This window comes from Bradyrhizobium sp., from assembly GCF_049798375.1.
GTDB lineage: Bacteria > Pseudomonadota > Alphaproteobacteria > Rhizobiales > Xanthobacteraceae > Bradyrhizobium.
Window position 1 is genome coordinate 1 of sequence record NZ_JBARGP010000661.1, and the last position, 17,201, is coordinate 17,201.

Below are 17,201 nucleotides of genomic sequence, written 5' to 3' on the forward strand. Positions count from 1 at the left end.
GCCGCCTGCTGCCCGCGGCGCGCGCCGGAGAAGCCCGCCTCCCGCTTGCGGCGGATCTCATGACTCTCGATCAGCGTCGCGCTGGCGCAGAAGATGGCTGGCAACGCCAGGAACAGACCACCCACGGAGGCCCCAAAGTAACTGCTGATGAGGCCGGCCAAGACCGTGGCCGCTCCACCCAGCGCAAAGCGGACCAGATATTCGTACCACCTGCCCTCGCGGAGCGATGACGGAGATATCCGGATCGGCGTCACGTCGCGCCTCCAGCGAGCTTTAACAAACCGACAGCGACAGCTAGCCAGACCACGAGCGTCAGTAGCGTGGCCGGGAGCGCCCGCAGCCGCGCGCGAATGAGAAGCTGGCAGACGACGACGCTATAGATCGCGAGGGCAAGCGCGCCTGCCATCATCGCATGGCTTTGCAGCACCGCGTAGTCGACGCCGTGCTGATAAATCGCAATCCCGAGCGTGGCGAGCGCGACCGAGGGCGCGGCGCCGAACAGGCCGGCAAAACTCTTCGGACGCAGCACATCTCCCAGCATTGCGAAAGCGGACACCACGACGCCGCCGACCACGAAACGGATCAGATATTCGGTCATGGCGTCATCTGGGTTTCGACCGCGGATCGGCGTCGGCCTGATAGCCGGTCCACAGCCGCAGCAGACGCTCCAATCCAGCGCCGAGCGCGAAGCCTGCGACCACGTCGGTCGTCCAGTGCGCCAGGACCGCAACGCGTGTCAGCGACAGGCCGACGGCTAGCGCCCGGATGGTCCAGCGCGGCCCGGCCGGCAAGGTGCCGGCCGCGGAGGCCAGCGCGCCCATGTGCAGCGCATGACCGGACGGAAAGGCATCTTCACGCTTGCCGGAAAACGACACGCCGTGCATGTGGCCGAGCACCGTCTTGCGATCCGGCCGAGTCTGGTCGAACAGCACTTTGAAGCCGTGCGGCAGCAGCGAAGCGGCCACCGTCACCAGCAGCGCGTGATTGCCCGCACGCCGCAGCAGCTCGCTGCCGCCGCGCGAAGCGAGCCAACCCACCGCGGCCAGCGCCATCAGCACCTTCTCGTCGGCACCCCAGGTCAGCGCGCGCGCGACTTGTTCAGGTGCGGGTTTGGTGTTGCGCGCGACGGCGTCGGCGACCGCCACATCGGCCCTGGTCGGCTTGACGGCGATGGGAAATGGGTTGCTGAGCGTCCGGTGGACGCGACTGGCTGACATTCGGGCTGCTGTACTCATCGGCTTACGGACTGCGAAGGTTGGCCCGCTTCAACGCCGGTCCGCCGCAAGAGTTCATCAAACTATCATAATCGTCACGCGCTTGCGCAGCGGCCGCTGCCAGGCCTGCGCAGGAACGTCCGGCCAGGTCGCCCGTTGGCGTCGCACAAGGCGAGAGCTTCCGGCAGCGACAGCGCAAAGGACATTTGATTGAGGCGGCAGACAAAGATGTGATGCATCGTCCCTCATCGAACTGGATCGCAGCCGCCAAGCTCGGCCTCGTCAGCAGCACATTCTCGACGCTGGTCAGCCAACTCGCGGCCGCGCGGATCGGCCGCGACGCGGCGGTCGGCTGGATGACGGTGGCCGCGATTCCGTTCCGTGACGGCATGCTCACGGCCGAGCCGAGCTGGCAAGCGATCGCGGCCGGCATCGCGTTTCATCAATGGGCCGACTTCTCCTGGGCGCTGGTGTTCTTCGGCCTGTTCGGCCGCTGGACCGCGGAGTTGCGGCCGCTCGCGATCCTGGCGCTGGCAATACCCTGGGCTGTCGTCACCTCCGCCACCGAATGGCTGCTGCTGGTGCCGCTGTTTCCGTTCTTTCAGCCGCTGTTCACGCTGCAGCAGCCCTATTGGATTGGGCTGCTGGTCCATATGTCCTCAGCGGCAATGTATCCGCTGTTCGTCTGGCTGCGCTATCCGTTCGGCAGCGCACCGCGATCGAAGGACGTTCGCTTTGCCAAGGCCTGGGCACTCGGCGGCGCGGTCACCGTCGTGTTGCTGGCCGGCATTGCCGGGCTCGGCGCAACGGGACATGAATGGCCGTGGCGGGGTGCCGACCGAACCGCCGACCAAGTGTACATCCGCCACATGACGACGCATCATCGTCAGGGCATCGAACTCGCCGGGCTCGGCGCGGAACGTGCGCGCGATCCACATCTCGCCGCGCTCGCCCGGCTGATGGTCGCGAGCCAGGCGGGAGAGAACCGTATCTTCGAAGGCTGGTGGCGGAGCTGGTTCGACACCCCGCTTCCCGACTGCTCGGCGCGCGAGCGCACCGACATGCCGGGCTATCTGACCGAGGCGCAGATGCGAGAGGCGCGCAATGCGCCAGACGACGCGTTCGATGCAACCTTCGTGCGGCTGATGAGCCTGCATCATCGCGGCGCCGTGCTGATGGCCGACCAGGAATGGCACAGCCGCGGCGACGCGCGGCTCCGGGTCATGGCACATGCGATCCGCCACGAGCAGCAGGGCGAGATCGCGCTGATGGACGGCGTGCAGGGATTTGCCGCTGTCAGAATAGCGCTCGGCGCCATGCTGACGGACAACGTCAATCCGCGCGACCGCGCCGGAACCCGATAGGAACCTGCCTTTATGTCAAGGATTGTACCTCCCGAGGAGAGGCAATCACAATGCGGGTGGTGGTGCTGTTGCTCTGCATCGTGACATTGGGGGGATGCGAGCGGGAGAAGCGCGAGCTGCGGCTCGATCCTCCTGTCGCAGACGCGTTAGACAAGATCGCGCTGATGCCGAACCGGATCGCGGGCGCGCCGCCCCAGGTCTATTTCGCGCTGGACAAGCCGTATGAGAGCAACGCCTACAATCTAAGCGAGGGCAAGCGGCTCTACTCCTGGTTCGGCTGCAAGAGCTGCCATGGCGACGGGGAAGGCGGGATCGGGCCTTCTTTTCTCGATGGCTGGTGGTACTACGGGCCCGAGATGGTCTCGATCTTCGCCTCGATCCGCGACGGCCGTCCGCACGGCATGCCGGCCTTCAAGGACAAGATGACAACCGACGAGATCTGGCAGCTGGCCGGTTACGTGCAGACGATCGGCGCCTATTCGGCAAAGACCGCGGCCCCGTCGCGTAACGACGAGAAGCAGACCCGGCCGGCCGAGAACCGCGCGCCTGCGGCAATCCAGTTCAACGAAGGTCCGATACCGGTTCATCCCGATCAGGGACCGACGCCGTGATCCGGCGGCTGGTTCGCGTCGGCCTGTTGCCAACATGCCTGCTGCTTGCAGGCTGCGACAACTGGCAGTCGGCGTTGGACACGCATGGTCCGTCCGCGCTCAGCCTGAAGCATCTGATCATCTTCATCGTCGCGGTCTGCTCGATCGTCTGGGCGCTGGTGATGATTGGCATGATCACCGCACTGTGGCGGCGACGCGGCGAGCGGCCGCGGCCGACCGAGCTGCTGCCGGAGCGCGAGCGCCGCATGGGACGCGTCGTCACGGCGTTGGTCGGCCTCACCACGATCATCATCGCCATCTTCACGCTCGCAAGCTTCGTCACCACGCACGCGCTGAGCGTCGCCGGACCGGACGACCTCACCGTTCGGGTTCGCGGCCTGCAATGGTGGTGGAGCGTGGAGTATACCGGCCCCGACCCATCGCAGCGCTTCGAGACCGCCAACGAGATTCACGTTCCGGTCGGCCGCAACGTGCACCTGCTGCTGGAAGGCGACGACGTGATCCATTCGTTCTGGGTGCCGAGCCTGGCCGGCAAGCAGGATTTGATCCCGGGCCGGCTCAATGAGATCACGATCCGCGCCGATCGCGCCGGCACCTATCGCGGACAATGCGCGGAATTTTGCGGGCTGCAGCATGCGCATATGGCGTTCCTCGTCATCGCGCAGGAGCCGGCCGATTTCGAGCGCTGGGCGGATGCGCAGCGCGCGCCGGCGGTGCAGGCGGACGATGAGGAGATCGCAACGGGCCGCGATGTGTTCATGGCGAAGCCGTGTGCCGGTTGCCATACCATTCGCGGCACGCAAGCCGCCGGCACGCCCGGTCCCGATCTCACGCATATCGGCAGCCGTCGAACCATCGCCGCCGGACTGTTCGAGACCACCCGGGGCTCGCTTGCGGCCTGGATCGCCGATCCGCAGACCCTGAAGCCCGGCAACAACATGCCGCTGGTGCCGCTGACGCCGGACGAGCTGCGCGCAGTCTCGGCCTATCTCGCGAGCCTCAAATGAGTGATGCGGCAGTCCGAACCGAGACGCTCGATGTCGAGTTGGCGCGCGACGAACTCGATACTGCGCTTGCGCAGACCTGGAAGACCGAGCCTGGCCTCTGGGGCATGCTGACTACGGTCGATCACAAGATCATCGGTCGTCGTTACATCTTCACCGCCTTCGTGTTCCTCGCGCTCGGCGGCGTGCTCGCTTTGTTGATGCGCCTGCAGCTCGCTGCGCCGGAAGCCCGAATGATCGGGCCGGATCGCTTCAATCAGATCTTTACGATGCATGGCGCGAACATGATGTTCCTGTTCGCGGTGCCGGTGATGGAGGCGATGGGCGTCTATCTCGTGCCTCTGATGGTCGGGACACGTAATATCGCCTTTCCGCGCCTCAACGCATTCTCCTATTGGATATTCCTCGCTGGCGGGCTCCTGCTCTGGATCGCGTTTGCAATCGACATGGGCCCCGACGTCGGCTGGTTTGCTTATGTGCCGCTGTCCGGTCCGCAATATGCGGCGGGCAAGCGCGCCGACATCTGGGCCCAGATGATCACCTTCACCGAAGTTGCGGCGCTGGCGGTTGCGGTCGAGATCGTCGTCACCGTGTTCAAGCAGCGCGCGCCCGGCATGTCGCTCGATCGCATCCCGCTGTTCGTCTGGTCGATGCTGGTGACCTCGTTTCTCGTGATCATGGCGATGCCGGCGATCATGGTGGCGAGCACCAGCCTGATCCTGGATCGGCTGGTCGGCACGCATTTCTTCAATCCGGCGGAAGGCGGCGATGTGCTGCTCTGGCAGCATCTGTTCTGGTTCTTCGGCCATCCCGAGGTCTACATCATCTTCCTGCCGGCGGTCGGCATGGTCTCGACCCTGGTCGCGACCTTCGCGCGGCGTCCCGTGTTCGGCTATCTCGCGCTGGTGATGGCACTGATCGCCACCGGCATTCTCGCCTTCGGCCTGTGGGTGCACCACATGTTCGTCACGGGCTTGCCGCGGCTCGGCGAGAGCTTCTTCACGGCGTCCAGCATGGCCATCGCCATCCCCGCGGGCATCCAGATCTTCTGCTGGATTGCGACATTGTGGGACGGCCGGCCGGTGTTCAAGACGCCGCTGCTGTTCGTGATCGGCTTCATCGTCACCTTCGTGATCGGCGGCCTCACCGGCGTGATGGTCGCGTCCGTGCCGTTCGACACGCAAGTCCACGACACCTACTTCGTCGTCGCGCATTTCCACTACGTGCTGATCGGCGGCGCGGTGTTTCCGCTGCTCGGCGCAGTTTACTATTGGTTTCCCAAGTTCACTGGAAGGATGATGAGCGAGCGGCTCGGACGCTGGGCGTTCTGGCTAATCTTCATCGGTTTCCATCTCACCTTTTTTCCGATGCACATCCTCGGCCTGGAAGGCATGCCGCGGCGGATCTACACCTATCAGCCCGACCTGCCCTGGCACGGCATCAACCTGTTCGTCAGCGTCAGCGCCGTCATCCTTGCCGCCGGCTTTCTGATCTTCTTCATCGACGCCATCATCAGTGCGCGATCGGGCAAGCCCGCCGGAGACAATCCCTGGGATGCCCCGACATTGGAATGGGCGACCAGCTCACCCCCGCCGGCCTATAATTTTGCTTATATCCCGGTTGTCGGCAGTGCCAATCCGCTGTGGGATCAGGTCGGATCACTGAACGTTGCCAGCGGACTGCGGACCGCGCGCCGCGAACTCGTGGTAACCACGATCACGGTCGCGGAGCCGCAGGCGCGCGAATCCTCGCCGCGCAACTCGATCTGGCCGCTGCTCACGGCAATCGCCACCAGCATCATGCTGATCTGGTCGATCTTCTCGCCCTGGGCGGTGGTGTGGGGCTCGATCCCGATCGCGATCACGCTGATCGGCTGGTTCTGGCCCGCCGGCACGCCGGAGGACGATGCATGAAACAGCGTATCGTACTCGATGTCTCCAAGCTGCCGCTGCACGGGTTCGGTGCTGCCAGCGTGACCTGGTGGGGCACGCTCGGGTTCATGCTGATCGAAGGCACCGGCTTTGCGCTGGTCATCGCCGTCTATCTCTATCTGATGAGCCTGGCCCCAAGCTGGCCGCTCAACGCGCCGCCGCCGGACCTCTTGGCGGGCTCTGTCATGACGGTGGCCCTGCTCGCCAGCGTCGTTCCAAACGTGCTGGTGTCGCGCTGGGCCCAGCAACAGGACTTACGGAAGGTGCGGATCGGCATGGTCGTCATGTCGGTGCTCGGCATCGTGCCGCTGATCATCCGCGTGTTTGAATTTCCTGCGCTCAAGGTCAAATGGGATAGCAACGCATACGGTTCGGTCATCTGGACCATGCTCGGATTGCACACGACGCACATCCTGACCGATCTCATCGACACGGTGGTGCTGGCCGTCCTGATGTTCAGTCGGCACGGCGACAACCGGCGCCGCTATGGCGACGTCCAGGACAACGCGATGTATTGGAACTTTGTCGTCGCGGCGTGGCTTCCGATCTATGGCTGCATCTATTGGCTGGCACGGATATGAGATTACCAAGCACATCGGCAAAACTGATGGCCTGGGCCGGCCTCGTGATCGGCGGCGTTGCCTGGGCGGTCAACACTCAGCTCGGCGAAATCCTGCCGACCGCGGACTGCATCGGCAAGCACCACGTCTCCGCGATCATCTCCCTTTTCGGTGCCTTGATCGTGCTCGGCTCCGGGGCGCTGTCCTGGCGCCTCGACAGCCGGCCGTCGATCGGCGATGACCGCAGCCTGCCGTTTTCGTCGCGGCTCAGCGCGCTGGCGGCGCTCGTCTTCACGTTCGCGCTGCTGATGCAGGGCGCAGCCTCTCTGGTGCTGAGCGGATGCGAACGCTGATCCTCATTGCCTTCATCATGACCGCGTTCAGCCGCGCGGCCTACGCGCATGGCGGCGCGGAGGCTGAGACACATGCGAGCTGGACCTTTGATCCCTGGATCGTCTCTCCGCTCGTCACGGTCGGTGTTCTCTACGCGCTCGGAAGCTGGCGGTTGCGATCGCGCAGGAGCGCGCGGCCGGCCCAGGACTGGCGGCCACTGGCGTTCTGGTCCGGCTGGATCAGCCTGGGCGGTGCGCTGGTGTCGCCGCTGCATTGGCTGGGCGAGCATCTCTTCACCTTCCATATGATCGAGCACGAGATTCTGATGGCGATCTCGGCGCCATTGATGGTGGCATCACGCCCGCTCGGCACCATGCTGTGGGCACTGCCGCGCAACGCCAGACGGCAGACGGCCGGACTGCTGTGCAGCTGGCCGGTCCGCGGGACTTGGCGCGCGCTTGCGAGCGGCGGCACCGCCACCCTGCTCCATGGCGTTGCCATATGGGTTTGGCATGCGCCGATCCTGTTCGATGCCGCGGTCGAGAATATCACGCTACACCGGCTGCAGCATGTCAGCTTCTTCGCCTCGGCCGTGCTGTTCTGGTGGGCGGTGCTGTGGCGCAGCCCGGCGGGAGCCGCGGCCTGGCATGTCTTCATCACCATGCTGCACACCAGCGTGCTGGGCGCCCTGATGGCGCTGGCCCCGCGCGTGCTCTACGGCGCGCAGACGGCCGCCGCGGCGGATTGGGGACTGACGCCGCTCGAAGACCAGCAGTTGGCGGGCGTGATCATGTGGGTGCCGGCAGGCACCATTTATGCCGGCGCCGCATTGGTCCTGCTGGCGCTGTGGATTCAAACGTCGAGCGAGAAAGCGAGGCGGGCCGATGTCCTCCATCCGCTCTAGATGGGTCTGGCTCGGAACCGCCATCGTCATCGCCTGCGCCGTCCTGGCTATCACCGGCGGCATGGCATGGTCATCGCGGCAGCAGGCCGAGCGCGTCGCGCGCGCGATGACCGGCGGCGATCCCGCGCGCGCCCCCGAAATCATGCGCCGCTATGGCTGCGGCGGCTGCCACACCATTCCCGGGCTTGCCGGCGCCGATGGCCAAGTCGGACCGTCATTGTCGGGCCTTGTCCACCGGGTCTATGTCGGCGGCAGCGCCAACAACTCCCCTGACAATCTGGTGACGTGGATCGTATCCCCACAGACATTCGCACCGCGCACGGCGATGCCGGCGACCGGGATCACCGAGGCCGAGGCGCGCGATGTCGCTGCCTATCTCTACGCGCAGTGACGAAGCCTACGGCTTTTCCGTCGGCCGCGCCGGCAACGCCTTGATATAGGCTGCGATGGCATTCCGGTCGGCCTGCGGCAACTGCGCGGTGTTCGTCACCACATCGGCCATCGAGGATCCGACCCGGCCGTGATCAGGCGTATTGCCCGAGGCCAAGACCTCGGCAATCTGAGCCTGTGACCAGTGGCCGATCCGCGCCGGCGTGATGTTCGGATAAAAGCCCGTGCCGACCTGATCCTGTCCACCGGCGAACCGCGTCTTGTCCTTGATGCCGCCGAACAGATCTCGCGAGGAATGGCATTCGGCGCAATGTCCCGCCGCTTCCACCAGATAGCGCCCGCGATTCCATTGCTCATCATGCGAAGCATCCGGCGCGATCTTGCCCGGCCTGAAATAGAGCAGCTTCCAGAAGCCGACGAAGCGGCGGATCGAGAACAGCAGGTTGAGGTCATGAGGCGGCGCGCGGCCTGAAACCGCCGGCAAGGTGCGCAAGTAAGCAAGAAGATCGGCGACATCCTCGATCGTCAGATGCGCATAGCTCGCGTAAGGAAAGACCGGATAGTAATGGCTGCCGTCCGGCGACACCCCGCTGAGCAGCGCATTGGCGAGATCCCTGGTCGTCCAGGCGCCGATGCCGTCCTTCGGATCACTTGAGATGTTGGGCGCGCGAAATGTGCCGTAGGGCGAGGCCAAAGCGAGCCCTCCGCCCAGCCGTAGACGATCCTTCTGTCCCAGCGAGGCGTGACAGGATGCACAGTCGCCAGCGAGAAACACCTGCTCGCCACGCTTGGCATCGCCGGCCTGGTCGAAGAGTGACGTGCTGTCGGCGGAGAAGGCCGGTCGTGGCGCGGTCACGAGCCAGGCGCCGATCGCGACGATGACGCCGGCTGCGCATAACAGCGCAACCGACACCGCCACGGTCCTCGGCTTCATGACAGCACTCCTTCACTGGTACTCACCGAATTTGCCTTCTGCGCTTCAGCTCATGCCTGATCACGCACTCCGGCGCAGTTGCGCGGCATGGCGCGTCGGCAAGGAATGATGGGCGTGACACGCCGCGACGGCCGCATGGCCGAAGGCGACGCTGATCTGATGCAGATCGGTGACCACGTCGCCGATGCCATAGACGTGACGGATGCTGCTCTGTTGCTTGTCATCCACCAATAAAAATCCTTCGGGCGTATGACGCGCACCGAGCCGGAGCAGCGGCTCGGATCGAACATCGGCGCCCATCGCCGGGTAGATCATGTCGAAACGCTCGACCGAGCCATCGGCAAGCAGCGCTTCCATCGCATTCGCGGCGCGTTGAAGCCGGCGAAGCGGGGCGGCGATCCGGACCCCTGCTTCCAGCAAACGGTGCCTGATCTCCGCGTCACGATCATCGCTGGGGATCAACGTGACATCCCCGCTGTAGCCACGCAGAAACAGCGCCTTGTGGCCGGCCTGGTCGAGTGGACCGAGCACCCCGATTTTTCGATCGATGGCCTCGTAGGCGTCGCAAACCGGACAATAGCGCAACAGGCCGCAGGCAACCGCGTCGACCCAATCCGGAAACGCAACCTGCCGGTCGACGATGCCGGTCGCCATGATGATGCGCTGAGCCGCGGTTTCGTGGCTGTCATGACGCACCAACAGCAGACCATCCGCCTGCTCGATCGACGTCACCTCGCCTCGAATGATCGGCACGCCGAGATCCGCCACCTGGTTGCGCATCTGCCCCAGCAGTTCGCGCCCGGGCACGCCGTTAGGGAATCCGGGCAGATTATGGCTGCGCGGGATGAGCGCGGCCCTGCTCGCGCCCGCATCGATGATCTGCACGTTGCGTCGAAACCGAGCCAGGTAGATCGCGGCCATCAGACCGGCCGGTCCTCCGCCGACGATCAGAACTTCGGGTTGCTGCATGAAACGATCCCACTCGAACCGATCGAAAGTTACGCCGATGCTCGCCGGTCAGAGACACCTGCCTGCAGCATTTCCTCTGGCTAGAACGTTCGAGCCGTCACCGGGGTCCAGACATGCGGGCCAAATCGCGGCCTGTCCCCGCGACCAGAACGCAAATATTGGAACAGATGACGAATGCGGGATTTGAGCTGTGTAACGTGATGACCATCGGGAGACGGCCATGCCGTATGCCTTGTTCGAGGGCGGTGAGAGGCTGACCCGGGTGTTTGAGACCGAGCAGGAAGCCTGGGATGCGGCGGAAACCGCGGGCCTGGTGGAGAGCGGGCCCGAGGGGACGCGATCTCTCGAGGATCATCTCGAGATCAGACCTTGCACGGCAGATTGTCAGGAACCCGCCGACGCCGGATCCGGTATTATCAAGTAGCCTTCGCAGCGAGCGCGATCCATGCAGGGGAACTGACGACCATGGCCGATCTGAGCGAGCGACCGCGTGCGCCCATCCTGCGCGCGACGGTCGTCGTGATGCAACTGATGAGCATCGTGCTGTTCGCGGGAGGGCTTTGGCTCGCGGTGCTCGGCGGCTCGATCTATTATGTGATCGCAGGCGTGGCGCTGGCGGTGACGAGCTGGCTGCTGATGCGCCGCAGCGCGCTGGCGCTCTGGGTCTATGCGGCGCTGCTGCTCGGCACGTTGATCTGGGCGATCTGGGAAGTCGGGCTCGACTTCTGGTCGCTGGCGCCGCGCGGCGACATCCTGGTGCCGCTCGGGGTGTGGCTGCTGTTTCCCTTCATCACCTGGCATCTGTCGCCAGGCTGGCGGACCGCGCGGCGCGCGCTGGGCGTGGGCGTGGTTGCCTCGATCGTCGTTCTCGGCGTTTCGTTGAGCTCGGATCGCGTTGCCATCGCCGGCAAGTTGCCTCAATCGACCCCCATCGCCGATCTCGCGGCCGCGCCGGCCAAGGCCGATTGGACCGCTTATGGCAGCACCGGTGCCGGGACGCGCTATTCCGACCTGGCAGGGATCACCAGGGACAATGCCAAGGATCTCAAGCTGGCCTGGGAATTTCAGACCGGCGACCACAAGGGCCCTGACGATCCGGACGAATTCACCAACGAGGCGACACCGCTGAAAGTCGGCGATCTGCTCTATACGTGTTCGCCGCATCAAATCGTGTTCGCGCTGGAGGCCGCGACCGGCCAGCTGCGATGGAAGTTCGATCCGCAGATTCAGCACAACAAGAGCTTCCAGCACATGACGTGTCGCGGCGTCGCTTATCACGAAACCGCGTCCGGCGCCGTGACCGCCGACGGCGCGCCGGCGCCGAGCGAATGCCCCAAGCGCATCTTCCTGCCCACCGATGACGGCCGGCTGTTTGCGCTCGATGCCGCGACGGGAAAGCCCTGCGATGGATTTGGCGATCACGGCCAGATCGATCTGAAGGAAGGCAACGAGATCAAGACGGTCGGCTACTACGAGGGCACCTCGCCGCCGGTCGTGACCGACAAGGTCTTGATCATGGCGGGCGCCGTCATCGACAATTATTCCGACAAGGTGCCGTCAGGCGCGATCCGCGGCTTCGACATCTACACGGGCAAGCTGATCTGGGCCTTCGACGCCGGCAATCCCGATCCCAACGAAATGCCGTCCGCGACCCATCACTTCACCCCGGGCTCGCCGAACGCATGGACGGTGGCTTCCGTCGACGAAAAACTCGGCCTGGTCTACGAGCCGCTCGGATCGAGCTCGCCGGATATCTGGGCGGGACATCGCACCCCGGATGAGGAGCGTTACGATTCGGCAATGGTGGCGCTCGACATCGCCACCGGCAAGCTGCGCTGGTCGTTCCAGAACGTGCATCACGATCTCTGGGACATGGATATGCCGTCGCAGCCAAGCTTGATGGACCTGCATCAGGGCAACGACGTGGTGCCGGCGATCTATATCCCCGCCAAGACCGGCAACATCTTCGTGCTGGATCGCCGTGACGGCCATCAGCTGGTGCCGGCGCCGGAACGCCCGGTGCCCCAAGGTGCGGCCTCCGGCGACCATACCGCGCCGACCCAGCCGTTCTCCGATCTGAGCTTCCGCCCGCAAAAGATGCTGACGGAGGCCCAGATGTGGGGCAGCACGATGTTCGACCAGCTGATCTGCCGGGTGAAGTTCAAGCGGCTGCGCTATGAGGGGCCGTTCACGCCGCCCTCCGAACAGGGCACGCTGGTGTTTCCCGGCGATTTCGGCATGTTCGAATGGGGCGGCATCGCGGTCGATCCGCGCCGGCAGATCGCGATTGCCAATCCGCAATCGATCCCGTTCATCTCGCGCCTGGTGCCCCGCGGCAAGGACAATCCCGCCGCGCCTGATGCCGCGCATCCGCCCGGCACGGAGGTCGGCGTGCAGCCGATGTATGGCGCGCCCTACGGCGTCGACCTCGGCATCTTCCTGTCGCCGTTTCATATTCCCTGCATGGCGCCGCCCTGGGGCAGCCTGGCCGCGCTGGACCTGAAGACCAACAAGATCGTCTGGCAGCACCGCGTCGGCACCATCCGCGACTCCTCCCCGCTGCCGCTGCCGTTCAAGCTCGGCGTTCCCATGCTTGGCGGCCCGATGGTCACCGCCGGCGGCGTCGCCTTCCTGACAGGCACGATGGACAATTACATCAGGGCGTTCGACGTCGAGGACGGCCGGCTGCTCTGGCAGGACCGGCTGCCTGCGGGCGGACAGTCGACGCCGATGACCTACGAGGCGGGCGGCACGCAATATGTCGTCACCGTCGCCGGCGGACACGGCTCGTTCGGCACCAAGCTGGGAGATTACGTCCGCGCCTACGCGGTGAAGCAGTAGACGCGGCGCTATTTCGGACTCGGATCGGTCAGCCCCCGCCCGGGCTCCTCCAGCCTGCCGGCGCGAGCGAGCTGCACGGCTCGGCCAAGCGCATGCGCGGCGTTTTCCACCTCCTGCTGAAATGCGCGGTCGTCGTCGAGCGCCTGGTGCGAGGTCGCGTAAGGCTCCATGTAGCCGACATAGCCATCGGTTTCACCCATGCGCCCGGCCGAGATCAGCGACATGTCAGTCAGCCAGTCCGAGAGCGAGCGCCGCAAGGTCTCAGCGCCGACCGCGTCGCCATGGACCGCGACGCTGAAATAGCGGCCGGCCAGATGCTTCGGATACGGCCAGCCCTCGAGCTCGAGCGCCTTTGCTTCGGTTGCGACCTTGCCGTGAGTCGAGCTCGGATCGGGGTTGCCGCCGTCGGCGCAGACCAGCCGATCCATCATCGCCTTCAGCACCGTCGGCGCCTGATACCAGTGCACGGGCGTGATGATCATGATGCCGTGCGCGGCGACCCAGAGCCGATAGATCTCGTTCATCCAGTCGTCGGTCTGGCCCAGCGCGTAATTCGGATAGCAGCTGCACGGCCAATGGCAGAGCGGCATCGCGGTCGACACGCAGGATTTGCAGGGATGAATCTCGTTGCCGAACTCCGACGTGAGCCGCGACAGGTCCAGATCATTCACGATGTAGCCCATCTCGCTGAAGACCTGATGTGCACGCTCGAGCAGCCGCCAGCTCTTCGACATCTCGCCCGGACAGGAGTGTTCGCTGCGCGGCGAGCCGTTGATGACCAGAATGCAGGGCGGTCGACTGATATCTTGATGCGCGCGCTGTGCCTGCAGGATCGCCTCGCGCGCGGCCAGCCAGTCCACGGCGATCTCATAGTCCGGGTCAGCAAATCCCTCCCCTGCCCTGCGCGTCACCGGCGCCTTCCGCGAGTGGCTATAAGCGTCCCACGCCGCAGCGATGACGGCGTCAAGCTCGTGAGCCAGCGGAGCAAACACGGGATCGGCAAAGCGGCGGCGATAACGCTTTTCGAATTCCTCACGGGACAATCTGACCGGTGGCATACCCTTGCGAACGTCAGGTGTCGACATGGGCTACCTTCTCCCTGATCGGCGCTTCCACGAAGCATAAGGAACAGGCCTATCTCGCCCTTGTTCCAGGACCACATGGGATGACCACCGCGACGGCGCGGCACCTCAGGTTCGACGGCGGGTGGGGGCATCAAGATCGATCGCGTACGCGTGACCTCGGAATCGCCCATGTCGGCCCGGCCTGATAGAGTTGGTTCCTCATTACGCATCCCGACACATCACGCCCGCCTGTGGCAAGCCTGACAACAATTCTGGAGGAGTGACGATGGCGCCAGCGCCCACATTCGAGACGGACTTCTGGAAAGACGCCAATTTGCGCAAGGTGTGGGACGACATCGTCCCAGGCGAACCGCGCAAGACGATCCCTTACCAGCTGACGCTGGACGCCATTCAGCTCTACTGCCGCTCCGTCGGCGAAGATCACCCGCTCTATTTCGATGAGGCTTATGCCAAGACGACTCTGTATGGCGGGCTGATCGCGCCGCCCTCGATCCACATCCTGCTGATGTTCGCCTGCACCCCGGCCGACGACTGGATGCGGACACCCGGCACCATCAATGCCGGCCAATCCTGGAGCTACAACAAGCCGGCGCGCCCCGGCGACACCATCACCCTGCAGGCCCGTGCGCTGGACAAATTTATCAAGCGCGAGCGGCTCTTCGTCGTCCACGACAATGTTTTCTTCAACCAGCATGGCGAGGTCATCTGCTCCGGCCGCGGCCAGACCATCCGTCCCGCGTGATCGCAGCGAGAGAGAAGGAGACCCGGCATGAGCACCAGCTTCGAAAACCTCGCCGTCGGCGACACCATCAATGGTCCGACATTCGACGTCTCTCGGGAATCGATCCGGCTATTTTGCGACGGCTCGCTCGACTATAACCCGCTGCATCTCGATGACGACTACATGAAGAACAGTTTCGGCAAGACCAATTTCGGCGGCATCATCATGCATGGCATGAACAATTTCGGGCTGATCACCCGGATGCTGACCGATTGGGCCTATCCCGCTGGCGCCATTCAGCGCCGCCTGGAGACGCGCTGGCTCAAGCCGGTCAAGCCGGGTGACACGATTCAACCGATCGGCGTGGTGAAGTCCAAGCAGTCGACGCAGAAGTCCCGTTGGGTGCTGATCGACGTGCTGGTGCGCAACCAAAGCAACGAACACGTCGCGGCCGGTGAAGCGATGGTCGAATTCCCGATGTCCTGTTCAATCATGGCCTGACCGGCGAGTAAAAGAAGGGCCGCGTCGATAGCGATTGCCGCGATCGGCACGCATCAGCGTGAAGCCGACCGCGCCGAGAACACCGAGGCCGAGCGCGAGACCGATCTTGCTGATCTGGTCCGCCGGCGGCAGCCGCTTGCGCGCGAGCCAGCCGCCGCTTGCGGTGGCGCCGACCTCCGCCGGTGCAAGCAGCGTGCCCTCGCTGCGTGCAGCGCGGTTTGCCCGCGACAGCAGGAAGCGGAAGATGGCGCCCATCACGTGCTCGGTCGGACGCGGAGCCAGCGCATAGGAGATCTGGCCGAGACGCGCGGGCCAGCCGACGGCGACCTCATCGCGCGGCGAACGCATCAGCTGCATGAACGTTTCGGCGACGTCCTCGGAACGATACAGCATAGGGCCGGGATCGAGATTGCGGCCCGACATGTTGGCGCCGTGAACGAAGCCCGGCGTATCGACCATGGCCGGAAAGACACTGCAGACATGGATATCAGGATGTGCCGCCAGCTCCTGCCGGAGGCTTGCGGAAAAGCCCCTCAGGCCGAATTTGCTGGCGGTGTAGGCGGCGGCAAATGGCGTCGGCGCCCACCCGCCGACCGAGATGTTGTTGATCAGCGTGCCTCGTCGCTGGCGCAGGAACACCGGCAGCGCCGCGTAGGCGCCGTTCATGGTGCCCAGCAGATTGACCTCGATGGTGCGCCGGTGCAGTGCGAGGCCGGCGTCCTGAAAGGCACCGAACACGCCGGTGCCGGCATTATTGATCCAGACGTCGATTGCGCCGAATGTCTTTTCCGCCGTGGCTGCGAGTCGCTGCACGGCTTCGGCGTCCGTCACGTCGGTCTGGACGGCGATGGCGCGGCCGCCAAGCGCGTTGCATTCCGCCGCGAGGTCTTGCAGCAGGTTGGCGCGGCGGGCGGCAAGCGCGAGGCTCGCGCCCTTGCGTGCCAGGGCCAGCGCCGTCGCACGACCGATGCCGCTCGATGCCCCGGTCACGACCACGCGATGCGCAGCGAGATCGCGCGGAATCGCGAGCGCATCGCTTGCCTTGACCGCGGATGGCAGCCAGGCGAGCGAGCGTCGGAGCTGCTGCGTGCCGCCGCTTTCGAACCATCTTCCATGAGCGAAGATCACCCGCTCCGGCCGCATCCGGAGCAGCCGCGACACTGCTTGCTCCACGGGGCGGCCGCCGAGCCGCAACAGTAGCCGTAAGTACGCCGGTGCCGTCCCATCCGGTGCGGTGATCCCCAGCAGGTTCGCGACGGCGCGGGAGACGAACGATAGCCGCTCCGGCGCAAGATTCTGCACGAGGTCGGTCAGGACCAGGGTTCGACTGGGCTTGTGAAACAGCTCGATCTCGGAAAACAACAAGCTGGTGATCAGGACGAGTTCGATGTCCTCGGCCCATTCATGCGGCGTCGTATCGCCCAACTCGCGATCGATGCGCAAACCGGAACGTCGGACCTGGGCGCGATCGGCCAGCCCCGGCGCGGCGGACAGCTTCGCCTCCGGCAACGCCTTTTGCCACTGCGGTAGGAACATCCAATGCGCAATATTGGGCGCGAGCAGATGTTTGATCGGCCCGATGCGTGTCAGCTCCTGATGCAAAGCTTGCGAATATCTGGTCGGTGAATGCAGCAGCAGATCGCCGCTCGTCAGCCGGATCACAGTCATGCGCACCGGAAGCGAAAACCCGGCGGCGTTGATGTGCCCGGCATCCACGATCCAGATGTTGTCCGCGACCGGTCTCAGATGGTGTTGATTGCCGCCCATGATGCCCTTCCTGGCTCACGATGATGTCAGGAGAACCGGGATGCATCGGCATGGTTTCAATCATTTCACGAT

The 17,201-nt window shown here is 64.7% G+C and carries 19 protein-coding genes; 12 read left to right on the top strand and 7 right to left on the bottom strand.

Annotation, left to right across the window (positions count from 1 at the left end):
- The 3 genes from WA702_RS25800 to WA702_RS25810 form a co-directional block, all read right to left on the bottom strand.
- Window positions 1–254: DUF3147 family protein (locus WA702_RS25800; RefSeq protein ID WP_425113370.1), on the bottom strand; the 254-nt coding region annotated here is incomplete at its 3' end.
- Window positions 251–598 (bottom strand): DUF3147 family protein, encoded by a 348-nt coding sequence (locus tag WA702_RS25805; protein ID WP_425113371.1) that lies wholly within the window; start codon window positions 596–598, stop codon window positions 251–253. The genes WA702_RS25805 and WA702_RS25800, both read right to left, overlap by 4 nt.
- A gap of 4 nt (window positions 599–602) precedes the next feature.
- Entirely contained in the window at window positions 603–1,217 is a 615-nt protein-coding gene (locus WA702_RS25810) for a phosphatase PAP2 family protein (RefSeq protein WP_425113372.1), read from the bottom strand.
- A 230-nt stretch (window positions 1,218–1,447) separates the two neighbouring features.
- Here WA702_RS25810 and WA702_RS25815 point away from each other — a divergent pair, with 230 nt between their 5' ends.
- Genes WA702_RS25815 through WA702_RS25850 form a run of 8 tightly spaced genes read left to right on the top strand, consistent with a single transcriptional unit; the run spans window position 1,448 to window position 8,312 of the window.
- Window positions 1,448–2,578 (top strand): DUF305 domain-containing protein, encoded by a 1,131-nt coding sequence (locus tag WA702_RS25815; protein WP_425113373.1) that lies wholly within the window; start codon window positions 1,448–1,450, stop codon window positions 2,576–2,578.
- Between the two features lie 50 nt (window positions 2,579–2,628).
- On the top strand, window positions 2,629–3,189 hold the full coding sequence (locus WA702_RS25820; protein WP_425113374.1) for a c-type cytochrome: 561 nt from the start codon (window positions 2,629–2,631) through the stop codon (window positions 3,187–3,189).
- Entirely contained in the window at window positions 3,186–4,196 is a 1,011-nt protein-coding gene (gene coxB, locus WA702_RS25825) for a cytochrome c oxidase subunit II (protein WP_425113375.1), read from the top strand. The genes WA702_RS25820 and coxB overlap by 4 nt, the downstream gene beginning before the upstream one ends.
- Window positions 4,193–6,106, top strand: a complete 1,914-nt coding sequence (gene ctaD / locus WA702_RS25830) for a cytochrome c oxidase subunit I (RefSeq protein ID WP_425113376.1) — start codon at window positions 4,193–4,195, stop codon at window positions 6,104–6,106. Before coxB ends, ctaD begins: the two co-directional genes overlap by 4 nt.
- On the top strand, window positions 6,103–6,705 hold the full coding sequence (locus WA702_RS25835; protein ID WP_425113377.1) for a cytochrome c oxidase subunit 3: 603 nt from the start codon (window positions 6,103–6,105) through the stop codon (window positions 6,703–6,705). The genes ctaD and WA702_RS25835 overlap by 4 nt, the downstream gene beginning before the upstream one ends.
- Window positions 6,702–7,037: a hypothetical protein gene (locus tag WA702_RS25840; RefSeq protein WP_425113378.1), complete on the top strand. Its 336-nt coding sequence runs from the start codon at window positions 6,702–6,704 to the stop codon at window positions 7,035–7,037. Before WA702_RS25835 ends, WA702_RS25840 begins: the two co-directional genes overlap by 4 nt.
- Window positions 7,025–7,921: a cytochrome c oxidase assembly protein gene (locus WA702_RS25845; RefSeq protein WP_425113379.1), complete on the top strand. Its 897-nt coding sequence runs from the start codon at window positions 7,025–7,027 to the stop codon at window positions 7,919–7,921. Before WA702_RS25840 ends, WA702_RS25845 begins: the two co-directional genes overlap by 13 nt.
- Window positions 7,902–8,312 carry a c-type cytochrome gene (locus tag WA702_RS25850; RefSeq protein WP_425113380.1) on the top strand — a complete coding sequence of 137 codons (411 nt, stop codon included), beginning with the start codon at window positions 7,902–7,904 and terminating at the stop codon, window positions 8,310–8,312. Before WA702_RS25845 ends, WA702_RS25850 begins: the two co-directional genes overlap by 20 nt.
- 6 nt (window positions 8,313–8,318) lie before the next feature.
- On the opposite strand, the gene WA702_RS25855 is transcribed toward WA702_RS25850, so the two are convergent.
- Window positions 8,319–9,245 (bottom strand): c-type cytochrome, encoded by a 927-nt coding sequence (locus WA702_RS25855; protein ID WP_425113381.1) that lies wholly within the window; start codon window positions 9,243–9,245, stop codon window positions 8,319–8,321.
- Between the two features lie 60 nt (window positions 9,246–9,305).
- On the bottom strand, window positions 9,306–10,214 hold the full coding sequence (locus WA702_RS25860) for an NAD(P)/FAD-dependent oxidoreductase (RefSeq protein ID WP_425113382.1): 909 nt from the start codon (window positions 10,212–10,214) through the stop codon (window positions 9,306–9,308).
- 220 nt (window positions 10,215–10,434) lie between these two features.
- Between WA702_RS25860 and WA702_RS25865 the strand changes: the two genes are divergently transcribed.
- On the top strand, window positions 10,435–10,638 hold the full coding sequence (locus tag WA702_RS25865) for a hypothetical protein (protein ID WP_425113383.1): 204 nt from the start codon (window positions 10,435–10,437) through the stop codon (window positions 10,636–10,638).
- Between the two features lie 41 nt (window positions 10,639–10,679).
- A complete protein-coding gene (locus WA702_RS25870) occupies window positions 10,680–13,055 on the top strand; it encodes a membrane-bound PQQ-dependent dehydrogenase, glucose/quinate/shikimate family (protein ID WP_425113384.1) in 2,376 nt (791 codons plus the stop codon).
- A gap of 8 nt (window positions 13,056–13,063) precedes the next feature.
- Here WA702_RS25870 and WA702_RS25875 read toward each other — a convergent pair whose 3' ends face one another.
- Window positions 13,064–14,140, bottom strand: coding sequence for a flavodoxin family protein (locus tag WA702_RS25875; protein WP_425113385.1), 1,077 nt, complete (start codon window positions 14,138–14,140; stop codon window positions 13,064–13,066).
- Window positions 14,141–14,405: 265 nt separating this feature from the next.
- Here WA702_RS25875 and WA702_RS25880 point away from each other — a divergent pair, with 265 nt between their 5' ends.
- A complete protein-coding gene (locus WA702_RS25880; RefSeq protein ID WP_425113386.1) occupies window positions 14,406–14,882 on the top strand; it encodes a MaoC family dehydratase in 477 nt (158 codons plus the stop codon).
- Window positions 14,883–14,909: 27 nt separating this feature from the next.
- A complete protein-coding gene (locus tag WA702_RS25885; RefSeq protein WP_425113387.1) occupies window positions 14,910–15,362 on the top strand; it encodes a MaoC family dehydratase in 453 nt (150 codons plus the stop codon).
- Here the strand turns inward: WA702_RS25885 and WA702_RS25890 are convergent.
- Entirely contained in the window at window positions 15,348–17,129 is a 1,782-nt protein-coding gene (locus WA702_RS25890) for an SDR family oxidoreductase (RefSeq protein ID WP_425113388.1), read from the bottom strand. The genes WA702_RS25885 and WA702_RS25890 overlap by 15 nt on opposite strands.
- Window positions 17,130–17,201 lie beyond the last annotated feature (72 nt).